Origin of the sequence: Barnesiella sp. WM24 (genome assembly GCF_004570975.1) — a bacterium.
Classification (GTDB): domain Bacteria; phylum Bacteroidota; class Bacteroidia; order Bacteroidales; family Muribaculaceae; genus Muribaculum.
Genome location: NZ_SPPC01000006.1, coordinates 48,454 through 64,987, shown reverse-complemented (window position 1 = coordinate 64,987; position 16,534 = coordinate 48,454). Strand labels below are relative to the sequence as shown.

13 protein-coding genes and 1 pseudogene are annotated in these 16,534 nt (G+C 50.2%); 6 read left to right on the top strand and 8 right to left on the bottom strand.

Annotated features, from left to right (window positions below; all coding sequences use genetic code 11):
• Nucleotides 1-15 precede the first annotated feature (15 nt).
• Nucleotides 16-723, bottom strand: a complete 708-nt coding sequence (locus tag E4T81_RS07660; RefSeq protein ID WP_135043055.1) for a lipopolysaccharide kinase InaA family protein — start codon at nt 721-723, stop codon at nt 16-18.
• 270 nt (nt 724-993) lie between these two features.
• Here E4T81_RS07660 and E4T81_RS16085 point away from each other — a divergent pair, with 270 nt between their 5' ends.
• Nucleotides 994-1,203 carry a hypothetical protein gene (locus E4T81_RS16085; protein ID WP_371683036.1) on the top strand — a complete coding sequence of 70 codons (210 nt, stop codon included), beginning with the start codon at nt 994-996 and terminating at the stop codon, nt 1,201-1,203.
• Between the two features lie 34 nt (nt 1,204-1,237).
• Here the strand turns inward: E4T81_RS16085 and E4T81_RS16080 are convergent.
• Together E4T81_RS16080 and E4T81_RS07650 are read right to left on the bottom strand one after the other, a co-directional pair.
• Nucleotides 1,238-1,537: pseudogene (locus E4T81_RS16080) on the bottom strand (glycosyltransferase family 2 protein); the annotation flags it as partial.
• Nucleotides 1,538-1,546: 9 nt separating this feature from the next.
• The gene (locus E4T81_RS07650) at nt 1,547-2,260 is read right to left on the bottom strand and encodes a DNA alkylation repair protein (RefSeq protein WP_135043051.1); all 714 of its coding nucleotides are present in this window, start codon (nt 2,258-2,260) and stop codon (nt 1,547-1,549) included.
• Between the two features lie 272 nt (nt 2,261-2,532).
• Here E4T81_RS07650 and E4T81_RS07645 point away from each other — a divergent pair, with 272 nt between their 5' ends.
• Genes E4T81_RS07645 through uvrC form a run of 5 tightly spaced genes read left to right on the top strand, consistent with a single transcriptional unit; the run spans nt 2,533 to nt 8,560 of the window.
• On the top strand, nt 2,533-3,765 hold the full coding sequence (locus E4T81_RS07645) for a nucleoside recognition domain-containing protein (protein WP_135043049.1): 1,233 nt from the start codon (nt 2,533-2,535) through the stop codon (nt 3,763-3,765).
• A gap of 46 nt (nt 3,766-3,811) precedes the next feature.
• On the top strand, nt 3,812-4,249 hold the full coding sequence (ybeY, locus tag E4T81_RS07640) for an rRNA maturation RNase YbeY (protein ID WP_135043047.1): 438 nt from the start codon (nt 3,812-3,814) through the stop codon (nt 4,247-4,249).
• An 18-nt stretch (nt 4,250-4,267) separates the two neighbouring features.
• Entirely contained in the window at nt 4,268-6,145 is a 1,878-nt protein-coding gene (gene mnmG, locus E4T81_RS07635) for a tRNA uridine-5-carboxymethylaminomethyl(34) synthesis enzyme MnmG (RefSeq protein WP_135043045.1), read from the top strand.
• Between the two features lie 58 nt (nt 6,146-6,203).
• Nucleotides 6,204-6,722, top strand: a complete 519-nt coding sequence (locus tag E4T81_RS07630; protein WP_135043043.1) for an adenine phosphoribosyltransferase — start codon at nt 6,204-6,206, stop codon at nt 6,720-6,722.
• A 53-nt stretch (nt 6,723-6,775) separates the two neighbouring features.
• Nucleotides 6,776-8,560, top strand: a complete 1,785-nt coding sequence (uvrC, locus tag E4T81_RS07625; RefSeq protein WP_135043466.1) for an excinuclease ABC subunit UvrC — start codon at nt 6,776-6,778, stop codon at nt 8,558-8,560.
• A 6-nt stretch (nt 8,561-8,566) separates the two neighbouring features.
• Here the strand turns inward: uvrC and E4T81_RS07620 are convergent, their stop codons facing one another.
• From E4T81_RS07620 to E4T81_RS07600, 5 genes are all read right to left on the bottom strand, one after another.
• On the bottom strand, nt 8,567-9,604 hold the full coding sequence (locus E4T81_RS07620; protein ID WP_135043041.1) for an acyltransferase: 1,038 nt from the start codon (nt 9,602-9,604) through the stop codon (nt 8,567-8,569).
• A gap of 143 nt (nt 9,605-9,747) precedes the next feature.
• Entirely contained in the window at nt 9,748-11,559 is a 1,812-nt protein-coding gene (locus E4T81_RS07615) for a hypothetical protein (RefSeq protein ID WP_135043039.1), read from the bottom strand.
• Between the two features lie 44 nt (nt 11,560-11,603).
• Nucleotides 11,604-13,286 (bottom strand): hypothetical protein, encoded by a 1,683-nt coding sequence (locus tag E4T81_RS15880; RefSeq protein WP_245207033.1) that lies wholly within the window; start codon nt 13,284-13,286, stop codon nt 11,604-11,606.
• Nucleotides 13,287-14,044: 758 nt separating this feature from the next.
• Complete coding sequence (locus E4T81_RS07605; protein ID WP_135043037.1) at nt 14,045-15,523, bottom strand: cell wall metabolism sensor histidine kinase WalK; 1,479 nt, start codon at nt 15,521-15,523, stop codon at nt 14,045-14,047.
• Nucleotides 15,501-16,232: a response regulator transcription factor gene (locus E4T81_RS07600; protein ID WP_371683035.1), complete on the bottom strand. Its 732-nt coding sequence runs from the start codon at nt 16,230-16,232 to the stop codon at nt 15,501-15,503. The genes E4T81_RS07605 and E4T81_RS07600 overlap by 23 nt, the downstream gene beginning before the upstream one ends.
• Nucleotides 16,233-16,534: the final 302 nt, after the last annotated feature.

Sequence of the window (16,534 nt, the reverse complement as noted above, 5' to 3'; positions counted from 1 at the left end):
TTTCTCTTGGTCGGGTCAGTGTTGGCGCGCACATTCATCATATGCCTTGACCGCCTCCGCTGCAAGAGCCGGATTGCCCGCTGCTTCTGCGTAATATCCTGCAAGACGCTCGATTGCCTCCCGCGAGGTAGAGAGGCTTCCAAACATTGAAAGGAGCCGGGCGCGTGAAGTGACATCAAATTTCATGCGGTTCAGGTCGATGTGGTAGAAGTTGAATCCGAGAGCGGGAGTGCCGGTAAACAATACGTTGCCCGGTGAAAAATCGCGATGAAGTATTCCTGCCTCGTGCATTTTCACCATCTCTGCTGCAAAAGCTCGCAGAAGCGGCTCGTTGTCGGGATTGTTTTCCCAGCCGCGCAGGTCGCCCCCGCTTATAAATTCGGTCATGGCATAGCTGCGCAACAGGCGGTTGCCGTTGAGGACTTCGCCGTAGGCTACGGGTGTGGGAGTGCGGAATCCGAGTTGCAGGAGTTTCTTGGCATTTATATAGGAGAGATGTGACTTGCTTTTGCCTACTATCGTCTGCAGGTAAGAGTCAATGAAATTAGGTACCTGAAATGACTTTATGACTATCGTTGTGTTGCCTATGGCAAGGCGATACACTGTATTGCGGTCCATATAGATCGGTTCCGCTTCCGGCGGTACGTCGTTTTTCAGGATTGCGGCTATGTTGTCGCGCAGATGCTCAAAGCGCGAACTGATGTTAAGGTTGTATTTTAGCATGTAGATAGGTTTTATGCAAATATAGCATTTTCCCCTGACAGGTCCATCCGTTTTAACGTGTTTTCTTTAGGGTGCGGCGCGCCATGTTGTAGGCGATAAATGTAGAGCGGTATTGCTCGCGGCTAATCGCGCGCCCTTCGGCTCCGTCAAGTATCGCGCCCTTGTTTATATAGCAGTCGAGGAACGCTTTTATACCTTTTATATATGGAGTGATTGCCGGCACTGATTCAAGATGGGCCGACAGCACTTTTCCGGTTATTGCGGCGTGGCGTGTCTGGACCTGACGGTATTCTTCGGGGGTGGAGCAACGATAGTGGAGTATGTCGCCGTCAATCATTTCCGGGCGTAGCGTGTCGGGGAAAATCACTCGTTCCGATACATCGCGCAGATTCCAGTTGGCGTAGCGTTTGTCAAAGAGTCGTATCTGTAGGTCGGGATACCATCCGCAGTGTTTTACGGGTTGTCCGCAATAGAAATTGAGTCGGGACATTTTGTAGACTCTGTGGTCAAAGCCTGTTTCCTTCAGTTTTTTTATGGACATGCGCAAGGCGGGCGACAACACTTCGTCGGCATCGATTGACAGCACATAGCTGTAGGTGGTGAGCGATGTGGCAAACTGCCTTTGCGCTCCGTAGCCGGGAAACTCACGCTTCACGACTTTGCAACCGTGGCTTGCACATATCTCAGCCGTGCGGTCGGTGGAAAACGAGTCGACTACTATTATTTCATCGGCGATACCTTTGAGTGATTCGAGGCATGCCTCGATGCGGTGTTCCTCGTTAAAGGTTATGATTGTCGCAGAGATGTGTCTCATGTTGTTGCGTTATCTTATGGACATATAGTGTTTCTTTTCTTCCGGCGACAGTCGTTCGATGGCATAGCGTAGCATGGTGCGTGGCATCGTTGTCGCGTGGCGGTCGAGAAAGCCGGTCAAAACATCTTTGCCCACATGCTTTCCCGCTTCGCGAAGCATCCATCCTGTTGCCTTGTGGATGAGGGGGTGGGTGTGGGTCAGGTATTTTTCGGCAATCTCCAGGGTGAGTCCACACTTTCCGTGGCGTATCGGAATCATTGTCGCCACGATTGCCGCGCGTTGCTCCCAGAGGTTGTCTGACCGGGTGAGGCGTCTCACTGTCTCTTCGGCAGAAGTGTCGGCAAGCATCCACTCGCCAAGCAGGTATGGTGCCGACAGGTCGATGAGGTCCCAGTTGTTTGCACGGGTGAGGTTGGCGAGGTAGAGCTCGATTATTTCGCGTCGGCGGTTTTCGTCGCGTTTTGATTTCTTGTATGACTCTACCATTGCGAGAAGTCCCGACAGCCGGTGTTCATGAACCGGAGAGTGTAGCATCGCCTCGATGACACTTGCCGGAGCGTCATGGTAACGCCGGGCGACAGCTCGGTTGTCAGGCACGACCACACCTATAAATATGTCGCCTTCGCCATATTCTCCTTTGCCGGTCTTGAAGAAGCGTGAAAGAATTTTGATTTTGTCTTCTCTTGCCGCTTCTTTGAGATTTTGTTTCCAACTCTCGGTCATGACTAAAAAAATTTCGTGTCTGCAAATTTAAGAAAAATGAGTGGAGTAGGGTAGGGGAGTGCCGGCAATTTTAAGCCTTTGAGAATTTAAAATTACGGGTAGATGTGTGAAGCTTGCTTGAATATTTAATTCTCAGAGGGGGTGCGTGAGGTTTAATGTGTTGTATGATATAGTGTTATGTGGTTTTTGGCCGCTTGGTCGCGAAGTTCAGAAAAATTGTGAAGTGTGAGGTAGCTTGAAAAAATTGAAGTATATTTGTAAAAACTCTTGCTATGGCTCTTAACTACATATGGATGGCTTTCTTTTTCGTCGCTTTTTTAGTGGCGCTTGGAAAGACGATATTTTATGGTGACCTCACAATATGGGGCTCTATTATGAGCGCGTCGTTCAGCTCTGCGGCGACTGCGTTTGAAATCTCGCTTGGACTTACCGGCATTCTTGCCCTGTGGCTCGGACTGATGAAGATCGGTGAGCGTGCCGGAGTTATACAATTTTTTGGTCGGCTTATCAGTCCGCTTTTCAGCCGGCTGTTTCCGGGCATACCTAAGGGGCACCCGGCAATGGGTTCGATATTTATGAATGCCTCGGCTAATATGCTCGGTCTTGACAACGCGGCGACGCCCCTTGGTCTGAAGGCGATGCAAGAGATGCAGTCGCTCAACGAGAAGAAAGATACAGCTACTGACGCCATGCTGATGTTTTTGATTCTCAATGCCTCCGGACTCTGTTTTATTCCTATCGGGATTATGATGTATCGCGCACAGGCGGGTGCGGAAAATCCTACCGATGTGTTTCTCCCTATCTTGCTTGCCACTTTTATCGCTACGTTTGTCGGCATAGTGGCAATGTGCTTGAAGCAGGGCATAAGCCTGAAAGACAAGGTGTTGATTGCGTGGCTCGGAGGGCTTGCGCTGATTGTCGGAGGAATAGTGTGGTTCTTTTCGTCACTTCCCAAAGAGAAGGTGGAGGAATACTCCTCATTTGTTGCCAATGTATTGCTGTTCAGCGTGATAGTTATGTTTCTTGCCGCGGGATTGCGTAAGCGCATCAATGTCTATGACTCTTTTATAGAGGGTGCCAAGGAGGGATTCAGGACGGCTGTAATGATTATACCTTATCTTGTGGCGATACTTGTCGCGATAGGCATGTTCCGGGCGTCGGGTGCGATGGATGTTATCACCGGCTGCATGGAGTCATGTTTTAACTTCATCGGCGTCGATGCCGATTGGGTTGCAGCGTTGCCTACCGCCTTGATGAAGCCGTTGAGCGGTTCGGGCAGCCGTGGCATGATGGTTGACCTTATGAGCACGTATGGGGCCGATGCATTTGTGTCGCGTGTCTCGGCTGCTATCCAGGGAAGTACCGACACTACGTTTTATATTCTCGCGGTCTATTTCGGCAGTGTCGGGGTCGTCAAGACGCGTTATGCTGTGCCATATGCCCTTCTTGCCGATGTCGTTGGGTCGGTTGCCGGCATTGTAGCTGCCTATATATTTTTCCGTTGACTATAAAATAGCTATTTTTGTAATATGAATTTAAACTGTGACAGATATGGTCAGCATTGAATGGGAAACTCAGAATGTCGACATGCCGTCGATTGACCGTCAGTTGCTTGAGCGGTGGATAAGCGATGTCGCCGCCTCACACGAGCGTATAGTCGGTCCACTCGTGTATATATTTTGTGACGATGAGCGCATAATCGAGGTAAACCGTCAGTTTCTTCAGCATGACTATTACACTGACATAATCACTTTCGACTATTCCCGGGGAAAGCTTATCAGTGGCGATATGTTTATCTCGCTTGACACTGTTGAAAGTAATTCCCGGCTTGTCGGAGCTGAATATGCCGATGAGCTGCACCGGGTGATAATACACGGGGTGCTGCATCTTTGTGGCATAAATGACAAGGGTCCCGGCGAACGGGAGATTATGGAGCAAAACGAGAATGAGGCGCTTGACATGTTGCGCCGCCTTAATGGAAAGATTTAGACTTTTGTAATAACAGATATGAAATTTGACTATGACGTGATTGTGGTAGGTGCGGGACACGCCGGATGTGAGGCTGCCGCTGCTGCGGCTCGACGCGGGGCGTCTACGCTGCTTATCACCATGGACATGAATAAGATTGCGCAGATGAGCTGTAATCCTGCGGTAGGAGGTATCGCAAAGGGACAGATTGTCAGGGAAATCGACGCGCTCGGAGGAATGATGGGTATAATCACCGACCGCACGGCGATACAGTTCCGTATGCTTAACCGGTCAAAAGGCCCGGCGATGTGGAGCCCGCGTGCGCAGAGTGACCGCATGAAGTTCAGCGGCGAGTGGCGCAGGATTCTTGAGAATACCCCCGGGCTTTATATGTGGCAGGATTCTGTCGCGTCTCTGATTCTCGACGGCAACAGGGTCAAGGGTGTCACTACTGTGCTTGGCGTTAATTTCTATTCCGAGGCGGTTGTGCTTACGGCAGGAACCTTCCTTAACGGACTTATGCATGTAGGGCGCGCCCAGGTAGAGGGAGGGCGTGTTTCGGAGCCTGCATCCCACGGTATAACGGAGCAGCTTGCCGAGTTTGGTTTCACGACTGCGCGCATGAAGACAGGCACGCCTGTGCGTATCGATGGCAGGAGCGTGAAATGGGAGCTTACGTCGCCCCAGGATGGCGAAAATGATTTTCATAAGTTCAGTTATCTGCCCGATGTAAGGAGAGAGCTTCGCCAGCGTCAGTGTTACACGGTTTATACTAATCCCGCCACTCATGAGATATTGCGTGAGGGATTGCCCGATTCACCGCTTTACAACGGTCAGATTAAGAGCATAGGCCCGCGTTATTGTCCCAGTATAGAGACGAAGATTGTCACCTTTGCCGACAAGGACGAGCATCAGCTGTTTCTTGAACCGGAGGGTGAGGACACTCAGGAGTTTTATCTGAACGGCTTCTCTTCATCTCTTCCGCTTGACATTCAGGTCAGGGCGCTTTCGACTGTTCCGGCGCTGTCTGACGTGCAGATTTACCGTCCCGGATATGCGATAGAATATGACTTTTTTGACCCTACACAGCTTAGTCACACTCTTGAAACGAAGATGGTCGACGGACTCTTTTTTGCCGGTCAGGTCAACGGTACTACCGGCTATGAGGAAGCGGCGGGGCAGGGGCTTGTCGCCGGAGCTAACGCGGCGGCGAAGGCGCTCGGTCTTGAGCAGCTTGTATTGTCGCGCGACGAGGCATATATCGGAGTGCTGATTGATGACCTCGTTACAAAAGGAGTCGACGAGCCTTACCGCATGTTTACCTCGCGCGCTGAATATCGCATCTTGCTTCGTCAGGATGACGCCGACATGCGTCTTACTCCGCGTGCCTATGAACTCGGGCTTGTCGACGAGGAGCGTTACAGGCTCATGGTGTCGAAGCGTGAGCAGCGTGACAGGCTTATCGAGTTTACACGTAATTTCTCCCTGAAACCGGCATTGATAAATGACGCGCTTGAGACTCTCGGCACTTCGCCGTTGAAGCAGGGCGTTAAGCTTGTCGACCTGATACTGCGCCCTCAGATAACAATCATGTCGCTCCTTCCTTATGTCGACGCTCTGCGCCACGAGGTCGAACGAATAGAGGAGTCTCGGCGCGACGAGATAATCGAGGCTGCGGAGATACTTATAAAGTATCAGGGCTATATTGACAGGGAGAAGATGGTCGCCGACAAGATTCATCGGCTGGAGGAACTGAAGCTCCCGGCTGCGATGGACTATTCATCGATAAAGGCATTGTCGACCGAAGCGCGTCAGAAGCTTGAGAAGATACGCCCTGTGACGGTTGCCCAGGCAAGCCGCATACCGGGCATTTCACCGAGCGACATCAATGTGCTTTTGTTGCTGATGGGACGGTGATTGTTTCACGTGGAACAAGAATAACTAAATAGAATACAATTAATTAACCTGAAATTTTATGGAATACATCAAGTCAAAAATCAGAGATGTTGTAGACTTCCCGAAGAAAGGAATTATATTCAGGGACCTGACTACAATGTTTAAGGATGCCCGCGCGATGCACATCGTAGGCTGGGACCTCGCGCAACATTATCGCTCGAAAGGCGTTACTAAAGTAGTGGGTATTGAGTCACGCGGATTTATCGGTGGCGCGATTCTTGCTTATGAAATCGGGGCCGGTTTTGTCCCCGCGCGTAAGCCCGGCAAGTTGCCTGCCGACACTATCACCGCTTCCTTCGAGAAGGAGTATGGAACCGATGTCATAGAGATTCATCGCGACGCAATCACCCCCGATGATGTCGTTGTCATCCATGACGACCTGCTCGCCACCGGCGGAACTATGGCTGCTTGCTACGAGCTCGTAAAGAGCATGAACCCGAAAAAGGTCTACATCAGTTTTATCGTCGAGCTGAGCGATCTTGAGGGCCGAAAGAATCTGCCTTCCGACGCCGAGGTGACTTCGCTCATCACTTACTGATGTGTCTTAAATAAATTTTGCGATTGGCTAAGATAGAAAAATCAAAAGAGCTGATGGAGAAAATCTCCATCCTTCCCGACACTCCCGGCTGCTACCTTTACTATGATGCAGCCGGGACCGTGATTTATGTAGGCAAGGCAAAGAACCTGAAGCGGCGTGTGTCGTCATATTTCAACCGCACTCACGACAGCATACGCACAATGCTTCTGGTTAAGAATATCGTCGACATGAAATATATTGTCGTGCCTACGGAGCAGGATGCGCTGAATCTTGAAAATTCCTTGATAAAGGAGTACAAGCCTCACTATAATGTGCTTCTCAAGGATGATAAATCTTACCCCTGGATAGTGGTCACAAAGGAGCATTTCCCGAGGGTGTTCATGACTCGTACCCGCATCAAGGATGGCTCGAAATATTTCGGTCCCTATACCAATACCGGCGTGGCGAAGGCAGTGTTGAATCTTATCCGCGAGCTGTATCCGGTGCGCACATGCCGCCATGCGATCACTCCCGATTATGTGGCGAAGGGGAAGGGAAGGCTCTGCCTCGAATATCACCTGAAGAATTGTCTCGGGTGTTGCACCGGTATGATCGGTCAGGACAAATACGGAGAGATGATTGACCACGTCAAGCAGATTCTGCGTGGCGACACACAGGAGTTGCTCGACTATCTCCGCAACGAGATGGGGGAGCTTGCGGCTGAGCTGCGGTTTGAGGAAGCGCAGCTTCTGAAGGAGAAATATCAGTTGATTGAGCGTTATCAGTCCAAGAGCGTAATCGTCAGCCAGACGCTTGACGATATTGATGTGTTTGGGGTCGATGATGACCGCGAGCAGGTTTACGTGAATTATATGCACGTAAGGCGCGGGGCGATTGTAAGGAGCATCACTTTTGAGTATAAGCGGCGCCTTGACGAGCCGGTGGAGGAGATTCTCGGCTATGCCATCATGGAGGCAAAGGAGAAGTTTGCGCTGAGCTATGACGAGGTGGTTGTGCCCGTGTTGCCCGACGTTGAGCTTGAGGGGGTCACTTACACTATTCCGCAGCGTGGCGACAAGATGAAGCTTCTTGAGGTTTCGTCGCACAATGCGCGCCAGAATAAGGTCGACTCGCTAAAGATGATGGAGAAGCACGACCCTGAAAAGAGAGTCGAGCGCACCCTCCAGAGGATGAAGGCGGATTTCCGCCTTACGGAGCTGCCGCGCCACATCGAGTGTTTCGATAACTCAAATATCCAGGGCACAAATCCTGTCGCCTCGTGTGTGGTGTTCCGCAATGCCAAGCCCGCGAAGCGCGACTATCGTCATTTCAATATCAAGACCGTGGAAGGACCCGATGACTTCGCCTCGATGAAGGAGGTGCTCACGCGCCGCTATACGCGCCTTATGGAAGAGGGCGAGGAACTGCCGCAGCTTATCGTGGTCGATGGCGGAAAAGGGCAGCTGAGTGCCGCGGTGGAGGCGCTTGATGACATGGGGCTGCGTGGCACCATTGCCGTGGTCGGCATTGCAAAGCGTCTTGAGGAAATATACTTTCCCGGCGACAGCATACCGCTGTATATTGATAAAAATTCCGAATCGTTGCGTGTGGTGCAGCATCTGCGCGACGAGGCACACCGGTTTGGCATCACCCATCACCGCAATCGCCGAAGCAAGGGGCAGATTGTGAGCGAGCTGGATGATATAAAAGGAGTGGGAGCGAAGACTAAAGAAGCTCTGCTTCAGACGTTTAAGAGCGTCAAGCGCTTGCGCGAGGCTTCTATTGACGCTATCGCTGAGATAACGGGTCCTGCGCGTGCATCGCTGATTTACAATGCGTTGCATGACCCCGATGAATGATTCTCTTTATCTTTTGCCGTTGAGCCACGTGCCTATCGGCTTTTCATACTTGTAATATACCAGAAATGACAGCCCTGCCGTGATTATCAAGAGAGCAGGGAGTGCTATCCACGGGTTTGCCGGAGCCAACCCTGCTTCGACAAGGCGCCTGTAACAGGTAATCAGCAGCACGTGGAGCATATAGAAACTGAAGCTGACATTGCCGAAGGCTACAAGCGGTCGCGATGAAAGCGCCTTGCTCACAATGCCTCCATTGCCGTCGTTGACCGCAAAGGTCATGATCATGACTGCCGACGGAATCCACCAGTAGGAGGCGAGGGTGAGCCTTGACGTGATGTCGCCGAAATATATGCAGCCCGCCACGGTGATGCCTATGGCGGCAAACTCGGCAACGCTCTTTTTTAAGCCGCCTTTACGCGTGGTGGCGGATGGTTTTATGCCGGAATACACAGTCCATAGTATCATGCCCCACACAAAGTCGAGCAGACGGGTTGGAGGGAAGATATAGATAAGTGCGGTTTCAAGCCGGTCGGGAATAAGCCAGATAAGGGCAAAATAAGCCGCTGTGGCGGCGATTGTGCATAAAGTGAACCATTTCCTTGTCCGATGGCAAAACATCGCGAGAAACGGGAAAATGGCGTAGCAAAACATGAGGTCGCTGAGACACCACGACACCGCATTGCCGGAAAAGTAGACCGCCTCCACCGGTATCCAGCTTTGCAGGAGCAGCAGATTGGGCAGGAGCACGACACATGAGCCGATGCCAAGCCGGCTTCCGTAAAGCAGGAGATAAAAGGCGAGACACAGCAAGTGGAGTGGATAGAGCCTGGCGACACGACGCCACATGTAGCGGCTGTAACGCTCGTTTCCTTCCGTCAGGCGGCGGAAATATCCTGCGCTCATGACAAATCCGCTCAGCATGATAAAGAAATCGACACCGCAGTCACCGCCCGCCGCAAACAGCCCTTTCCCGTCTACGGGGAAATGATGCAGGAATATCATTATGGCATATATGCCTCTCAGTGATTGAAGTGATTTCAGCATTGCGGCAGTATGAGGTGGTTGTTACGGCAAAGGTATGATTTTTGTCTTGTAACCGCAACGCGCGGTGATACAAAAAAGTCACGGCAGCCACCGGACGTGATGTTCCGGGGCTGCCGCTTGCAGAATAGATGGATATATTGGATTTACTTTATGAGTTCCTTTTCCGATTTCACGGAGCCGTCGCTATATTTTACGGTCTTGATGTATATGCCTGCGCGGGGAGCCTTGACGATACGTCCCTGAAGGTCGGTATAGCGCACCGACACGGCGTCTTTTGCCTCTTCGGCGATTGCGGTGTCAACTCCTGCCTCGGCTGTTACCGGAGCCTTTATCGCATTTACCACCTTGCCGGTCTTGCCGTCAAGGACGATTGCCACTACAAATAGCTTGTCGGGGTTCTGGATAAGATTTTTTACCGGTTTTGTGTCAAATGTATAGTGGTCCTCTGTGGTCTTGTCGGTCTCGATTGATGATGGAAGAGAGCCGTCAATTCCGTCGGGGGTGTCGGCGATAAGAGCCACTTCATTAAAATGCAGGTTCTTGATGGGGTTGCCCATGTCGCATAGCACCTCGAGCTCTGTGCCTTCGTAATCTGATTTGTAGCCCGGGAAATAGTTGCTCTGGTCCCAATCGGAATCAGTGCTGTGCAGGTCGTCGGCACATAGCACATAGGCCAGTCGGTAGTCGGCGTTTTCCTCTGCGATGGCAAATTTTGTAAACGATGCAGCCTCAATCGAAGTCTTTTCCTTGTCGGTCCACCATGCATAGAGGCTTATTGCCGCGGGAGTGAATTGTTCGCGTGAGATTTTCCACGGTTCTTCTGCGTCATATGGATCTATCACGCTACCGCGGTCGACTGTTGCCGCCGGGAAACCGTTGACATATACCGGATAGTCACTTGGCGAGACAGTTGCCATCGGGTCACCGTTGTGATAGGCTATGCCGATGAAGTCGCTTCCGTAGAGTCGGTTCATCTTTTCAAGGGCATACCATCCGCGGGGGCACCATCCACACCATGTGCCTGTGTATTCCTCCACGAGAGGACGGTGGTGGGGCACGATTGCCACTGCGTTGAACTTACCCGATGCGGTTGCTGAAGATGAGCCGTTGACCGTTCCGTTAATCTTGTCGATTTTAACTTCGATGTCATACTCGCCGATTGCTTCCGGCACTTCAAATACAAGGGGCGCCACTGTGCTGTGTACATAGTCGCTCGCTATGGGGGCGGTCAATGTCTGTTTTCCGGTCTTTGTATTTCCGTCGATTGTGTAAGTGTATTCGATTTCATTGACCGGTTCTGAACCGAAATTCTGTACGCCGACGTTAACTGTCGCCGTGGCTCCTGCCTTGCCATATATCACGGGCAGCGATGTGAGGCTCATCGAGTATTCGGGGAAGTCGCCCTCTATGGTCACCTCGATTATAGGTGATGCGTCAACTCGTGGGGTCCCGTAGTTCATCCATTTGCGCACAGTGCGCGATGAATGTAGGTAAAACCCGTTTTCATGCGCTTTTTCGGCAAGCAGCAGCGGTGTTTCGGTTTCGTCATTCAACTCGTCGATTATGAAGGAGTAGCCGATATATACGCCGTCGGATGTGATGGTGTAGGGCGATTCGAGGGTCACTTTCATGTCGCCGTATTCTGACGGAGCTACCTCTACTGAAGTTATGTCGGGGACATTCTGCTTCTTGTCATTCAGACTCAGCTCCTTTGTCATCCACATTGTTGTGCCCGATATGCCTTCTGTCGCATATAAAGAGGCGCTAATCTTGGTGATTTTTTTGCCTACAAGCTCCGGGTTGTCTATGCGCATCGCTACGTCATAGTTCTCTTTCTTGCCGGTTCCCCAGGCGAAATAGTCCTTGCCGGCGTATGTGAAGTTGATTGTAGCAGCCCCTGCATCCGCCAAAATGGCGGAGCAGAGGAGTGCTGTGGTTATTGCTTTTTTTATCATCGCGTTCTTTTTTCTTACAATTGTTTATCGCAGATAGATGCTGTTTACTTTACTGCGCGTTTTACGGTCTTTACAGTGCCGTCGCTATAGATAGTCTTCTTGATGAAGAGTCCGTTTGACGGGTTGTCTACTTTGCGTCCGGTAAGGTCGTAGTAAACTGTCGCGCTCACTTCTTTTGCGCCTTCGATTGTTTCAAGGGCAGCCGGGTTCACGATGTTTGTTTTTCCGGTCTCCAGGTTGAAGTTTACGAGGGCCGATTTGTTTGTCACGCCGTCAATGGTGTAAACCGCCTGTACTCCGATTGTCTCGAATCCGTCGACGTAGTAATAAATAGTGTGCTCAGATCCGTTGATATAGAAATCCCAGTCCTCGGTGAAGTTGTAGGGGATGTCGGTTAGTTCGTCAATGCCAAAATTTTCAAACTTTTTATATTCGTCGGCATAGAATGTGAACAGCTCGTTATCGAAATAGATGTTGTAATAGTAGTTGTCCAGGTCAAGCAGGTTGCCTTCTGTGTCTACCATTGGCAGGATGAAGTAGAATTGTCCTCCATAATCAGGTTCGTAGCCGTTGGTTATCAGGCTGTGAGGATTGGCAGGGGTTGCTGGTTTCATCGCTCCCTGGTATTTGATGGTCGGCTCGTCAAACGTGTCAAGGTAGTACACTTTCGTTTCCGAGGCGTTGACAAGCAGTGTCAGTCCATCGGGTGAAGTGAGTTTTTTGCCTTCGGCGTCATAATTTAGCACAGCCGGCTTGTCGCTGAAAGTGTAGTAGTATTCCTGATATTCCTCATCAAATACACTTATTCCGGCAAAGAAGTACATGAAATGGCTGTTTGCTATGCCGATGTACTGGTCGTTTTCAAATGTCACCTTGTCGCCTGAGATTGTACCCTTGATCCATCCGTCGGGCATTGATTCAGAAAGGCCGCCGATATACATGTCATTGCCATCGATGCCTACGTTTACAAAATGTCCGTTGCCGTCGGGGGTGGTAAGCGCCCACTTTTCAGTGCTTACTGATTCTGGTTTCGCTACAGGCTTGCCATCAAATACCTCGTAGCTCTGATACAGGTCGGCATATCCTGCCCAGTAATCGTCGCTTGTGTAGAGAAGTCCGAGAGTGATGTTCTCGTCCATTGTTATTGATCCGTCGGCGTCGATGGTGAATGTGATTTTGTCTACATCCTCGTCGGGAAGGTATGTCGCAGTCTCTTCGTCTTCATAATATTTTACTGCTGCAATCTTGTAGCAGTCTTCATATTCTTCATCATACATGATGCACTGTGGAAGGTCGACTGTGATGACGCCGTCAGATACGGTTCCTTTGACATAAGAGCCTACGGGGAGGTTGGCGAAGATGTCCTTGATGTACACTTCGTTGTTGTCGGTGAATACAATCTCCGAGCTGAATGTGTCCTCATATGATGCAATCCACATGAAATACACGAAGTAGCCTGCCGCCGACTTCTTGTATATCTTGGTCTCGCCTGCGGGAGCCTCGGTGATTATCGGCATATCGAATCCCGTTGATGCGGCGGCTTTCTTTATTCTCGCCGGGCTGGCAGCGCGTTTCATGCTGAGATTTGTTGCGTTTGCGGGCTTGACCGCTTTCTCGGCGCTTGTTTTTTCTAAAGCCGGAAGCGCCAGGCGCTGTGTCGGTGTGTTGGCAAATACTGTAGACGCGGCAAAAATGATTCCGCTTAATAGTAATGTAAATTTCCTCATAAAAGTAACAGAATTTAATTGTTTTACTCGTTTGCGTTGCAGTTTGTATTTGTTGTGATGATTGCAAATTTAGATAAAATTCTTTAAAAAGCAAATTATTTAAGAAAAAATCTACAAAATATACCAAATTCATGTCATATTGATGTTTTGTCGGTCTTATATTGTGTCTTTATGCTTGTCTGTGGTGTCGGATGCTCGGTTTAATGCTCGGTTTAATCTTTGCTTGCGAGTTTATTGTTAAAAATTTCGCCGGAAAGTGATTTATTGCTATCTTTGCAGTGAGGAGAGAGGATGTCCCGGTGATTGCAATTTATTGCGCCCGGGACATTTTTTTTGTGGCAGCAGGAAGTGGTGGGTTTTATTGGCTTATGGAGAAAAAAAGTAAAGGCTGCCAATCGGCAGCCTTTGATGACTAAATTATGTCATATGTGATTTGTGGTGCGGAATCTTCGGTCATCTCGACCTTTGTGGCTAATTCCTGCTCTGTCCGGGGTTCCGGTGCCTCTCTCTGCTCTTGGAAAGGCGTAGAGTCCACAAATTTCTGTCAAAATTACTATATTTTGCAAGCAATGCTTAGTTGTGGTAATGATTCTATGCTTTGCTTATAAGAGGATACAAGCTCTCTCTTATGATTATGCAAAGGTAATCATTTGTCGTTGCAATCGTGTTACAACTGTGTGCCAATTTTGACAAACTTATGGCTTTTTATTCATATTGACGGTCTTAGACCCGAATAACTGCTGCCGGGCTGCATGTTTTCAGGCTTGTTCGCGCCATTTTATGAGGGTGAATATAAATTCAAGTCCGTGGGGTTTATGGTTGAGGACACGTATTGTGCCTCCCATCACATTTATTGTGTTTTTTACAATCGGGAGTCCGAGCCCGGTGCCGCCCACCTTCCTTGACCTCCCTTTGTCTACACGATAGAAACGCTCAAACAGATGCGGAAGGTGCTCGTCTTCGACGCCTCTTCCGTCGTCAAAAAATGAAAACCTGTATTCCCGGTCATTCTCTCCTATGAGTTTCAGGCAGCACATTGTGCCATTGGAGTGGAAGTTGGAGTTTCTTATCAGGTTGGTGACCATGCCGAAGAGCAGGTTGTAGTTGCCTACGACATTGCAGCGAGGCGGCACTTCGTAGCTGAACGGCAGTGAGCCCTCGCTTTTTATGTTGGCAAACTCGCTTTCGACATTGGCAAGCAGCTCATGGAAGTCCACTTTCTCGCGCATAAGCCCTTTGCCGCCCTCCTCAAGGCGAGTTATTGACGACAGATCGTTGAGCATGTTGCAGAGTCGTTCCATGTGTTCCTGCGCCTTCCCGATAAAGCGCTGCCGCGCCGCCTCGTCCATCTCGGGGTGGTCTGCCATGGTGTCGAGATAGCCTTTTATGATGCCTACGGGGGTCTTCAGCTCATGGTTAATGTTGTTTGACAGCTGTTTTGTGACGCGTATTTTTTCTTCGGTAACCTTGAGCGCTATGCGGTGTTCGCGTTCGGAGCGCTCTATGGCTTCCTCGCGCTCGCGGAACAGGGTCACAATCTGTCGGGATATCGAGCCCAGTTCGTCCTGGGGAAATTCGTAGTCCAGATTGGCAAATTCGCGGTCGTTGGCGGCGCGGTCGGCAAATTCGTGGAGCAATTTCACGTTTTTGCCAAGGTAGCGCGTGGAAAAGTAGGCTATAGCCGTGACTATCACAGCGAGGATTATAATCAGTATCCAGAGGCTCCTGTCGACCGATACGCGTTCAGAGATGGCTCCCGTGTAGGGCATCGCCGTGTGGACATATATCTTTCCGTCCTCACTTGTGCGCACACCGAAGAAGTAGTAGGGATTGTTGACCTCCACGTCGCTTTTTCTCAGAGCCGTGCCGTAGCCTTTTACGGTCGCTTCAGCGAGCTCCGGGGGCAACGTCTGGTCGTGCATCCTCGGTATCGGGGTGCCGATGCAGTAGAGGAGGTTGTTCTTGTCGTCGTATACGGACACTCTTATCCCTTTCAGGACGGAGTGCTCATAGTGTTGCGCAAGGAAACGCATGAACGGCTCCATGTCGAGGTCGTTCTCGTAGGCGTTGATAATGCGCGAGTTAATAAGTGTCAGCTCGTCGTTTAGGCGGGCGGTGCGGAAATCTTTCTCGCGCTCATACTGAAACAGTGCGAGGGCGATTATTATCGACCACAACAACCCGACAAGCGGGAAAAACAATCGCCACTGATAGCTAATTGGTTTCCTTAAACCCATATCCGAAGCCTACCTTTGTTATGATATTGTTGCCGTAGGGGTCTATTTTCTTGCGCAGACGGGTTATGTTGGTGTCTATTGTGCGGTCCGACACGACTACATCCTCCGGCCACACCTCGCGGATGATTTCTTCACGCGAGTAGATGCGGTTGCGGTGGGAGAGGAAAAACAGCAGTATCTCAAACTCGGTCTTTGTGAGTGTCACCGGCTCGCCGTTAAGATAGCAAGTCTTTTCATTGCGGTCGACGCGCAGGGTCTTGAACGTGATGTCGGGTTCCTGGATGCTCTTCGAGATGTTGTAGGCATACTGCTGTGAGGCGTGGCTACGGCGCAGGACGGCGCGCACTCTCGCAAGCACCTCGTTTATGACAAACGGCTTGGTTATGTAATCGTCGCCTCCGAGGTTAAGCCCCATTACGGTGTCGTCCTCGCCGTCGAGAGCCGAGCAGAATATGATAGGGGTGTTTTCGGTAGCGGCGTTGACTTTAAGCCTTTTTGCGAAGTCAAATCCGCTTATCTTGTCCATCATTATGTCGAGGATGAACAGTGAATAGCTTGACAGGTCGTAGCCGAGTGCTTCTTCGCCGGAAAGGGCGTAGTCTACATCATAGCCGTCAAGTTCAAGGTTATATTTCAGTATGTCGCAGATAGACTCTTCATCGTCTACCACAAGTATTTTTATCCTCATTTGCAGTCTGTATTTATTTATCCACGCTAAGTTAGACAGAAAAAACGGATATTTCTGTTAATTTCTGTTAAAGCTACGCTTGAACTGAACCATTCCCTGCGGCTCTTGTTCTAAAGGTATAATTACTATATTTGCACTGTGTTTTTCATGGTATTAGATTTAAGGTTAATTACAACGGGTGAGTCGTGAGACTCGCCCGTTGTAATTTCTGCACGTTTCAGTCTTTTGCCCAACTGATTAGTAATCATTGTATAGCCGGTATATATGCAACAGGGGCTGCGTCGATTGACGCAGCCCCTGCGGTTGTTTATCGGTCAGGCTCG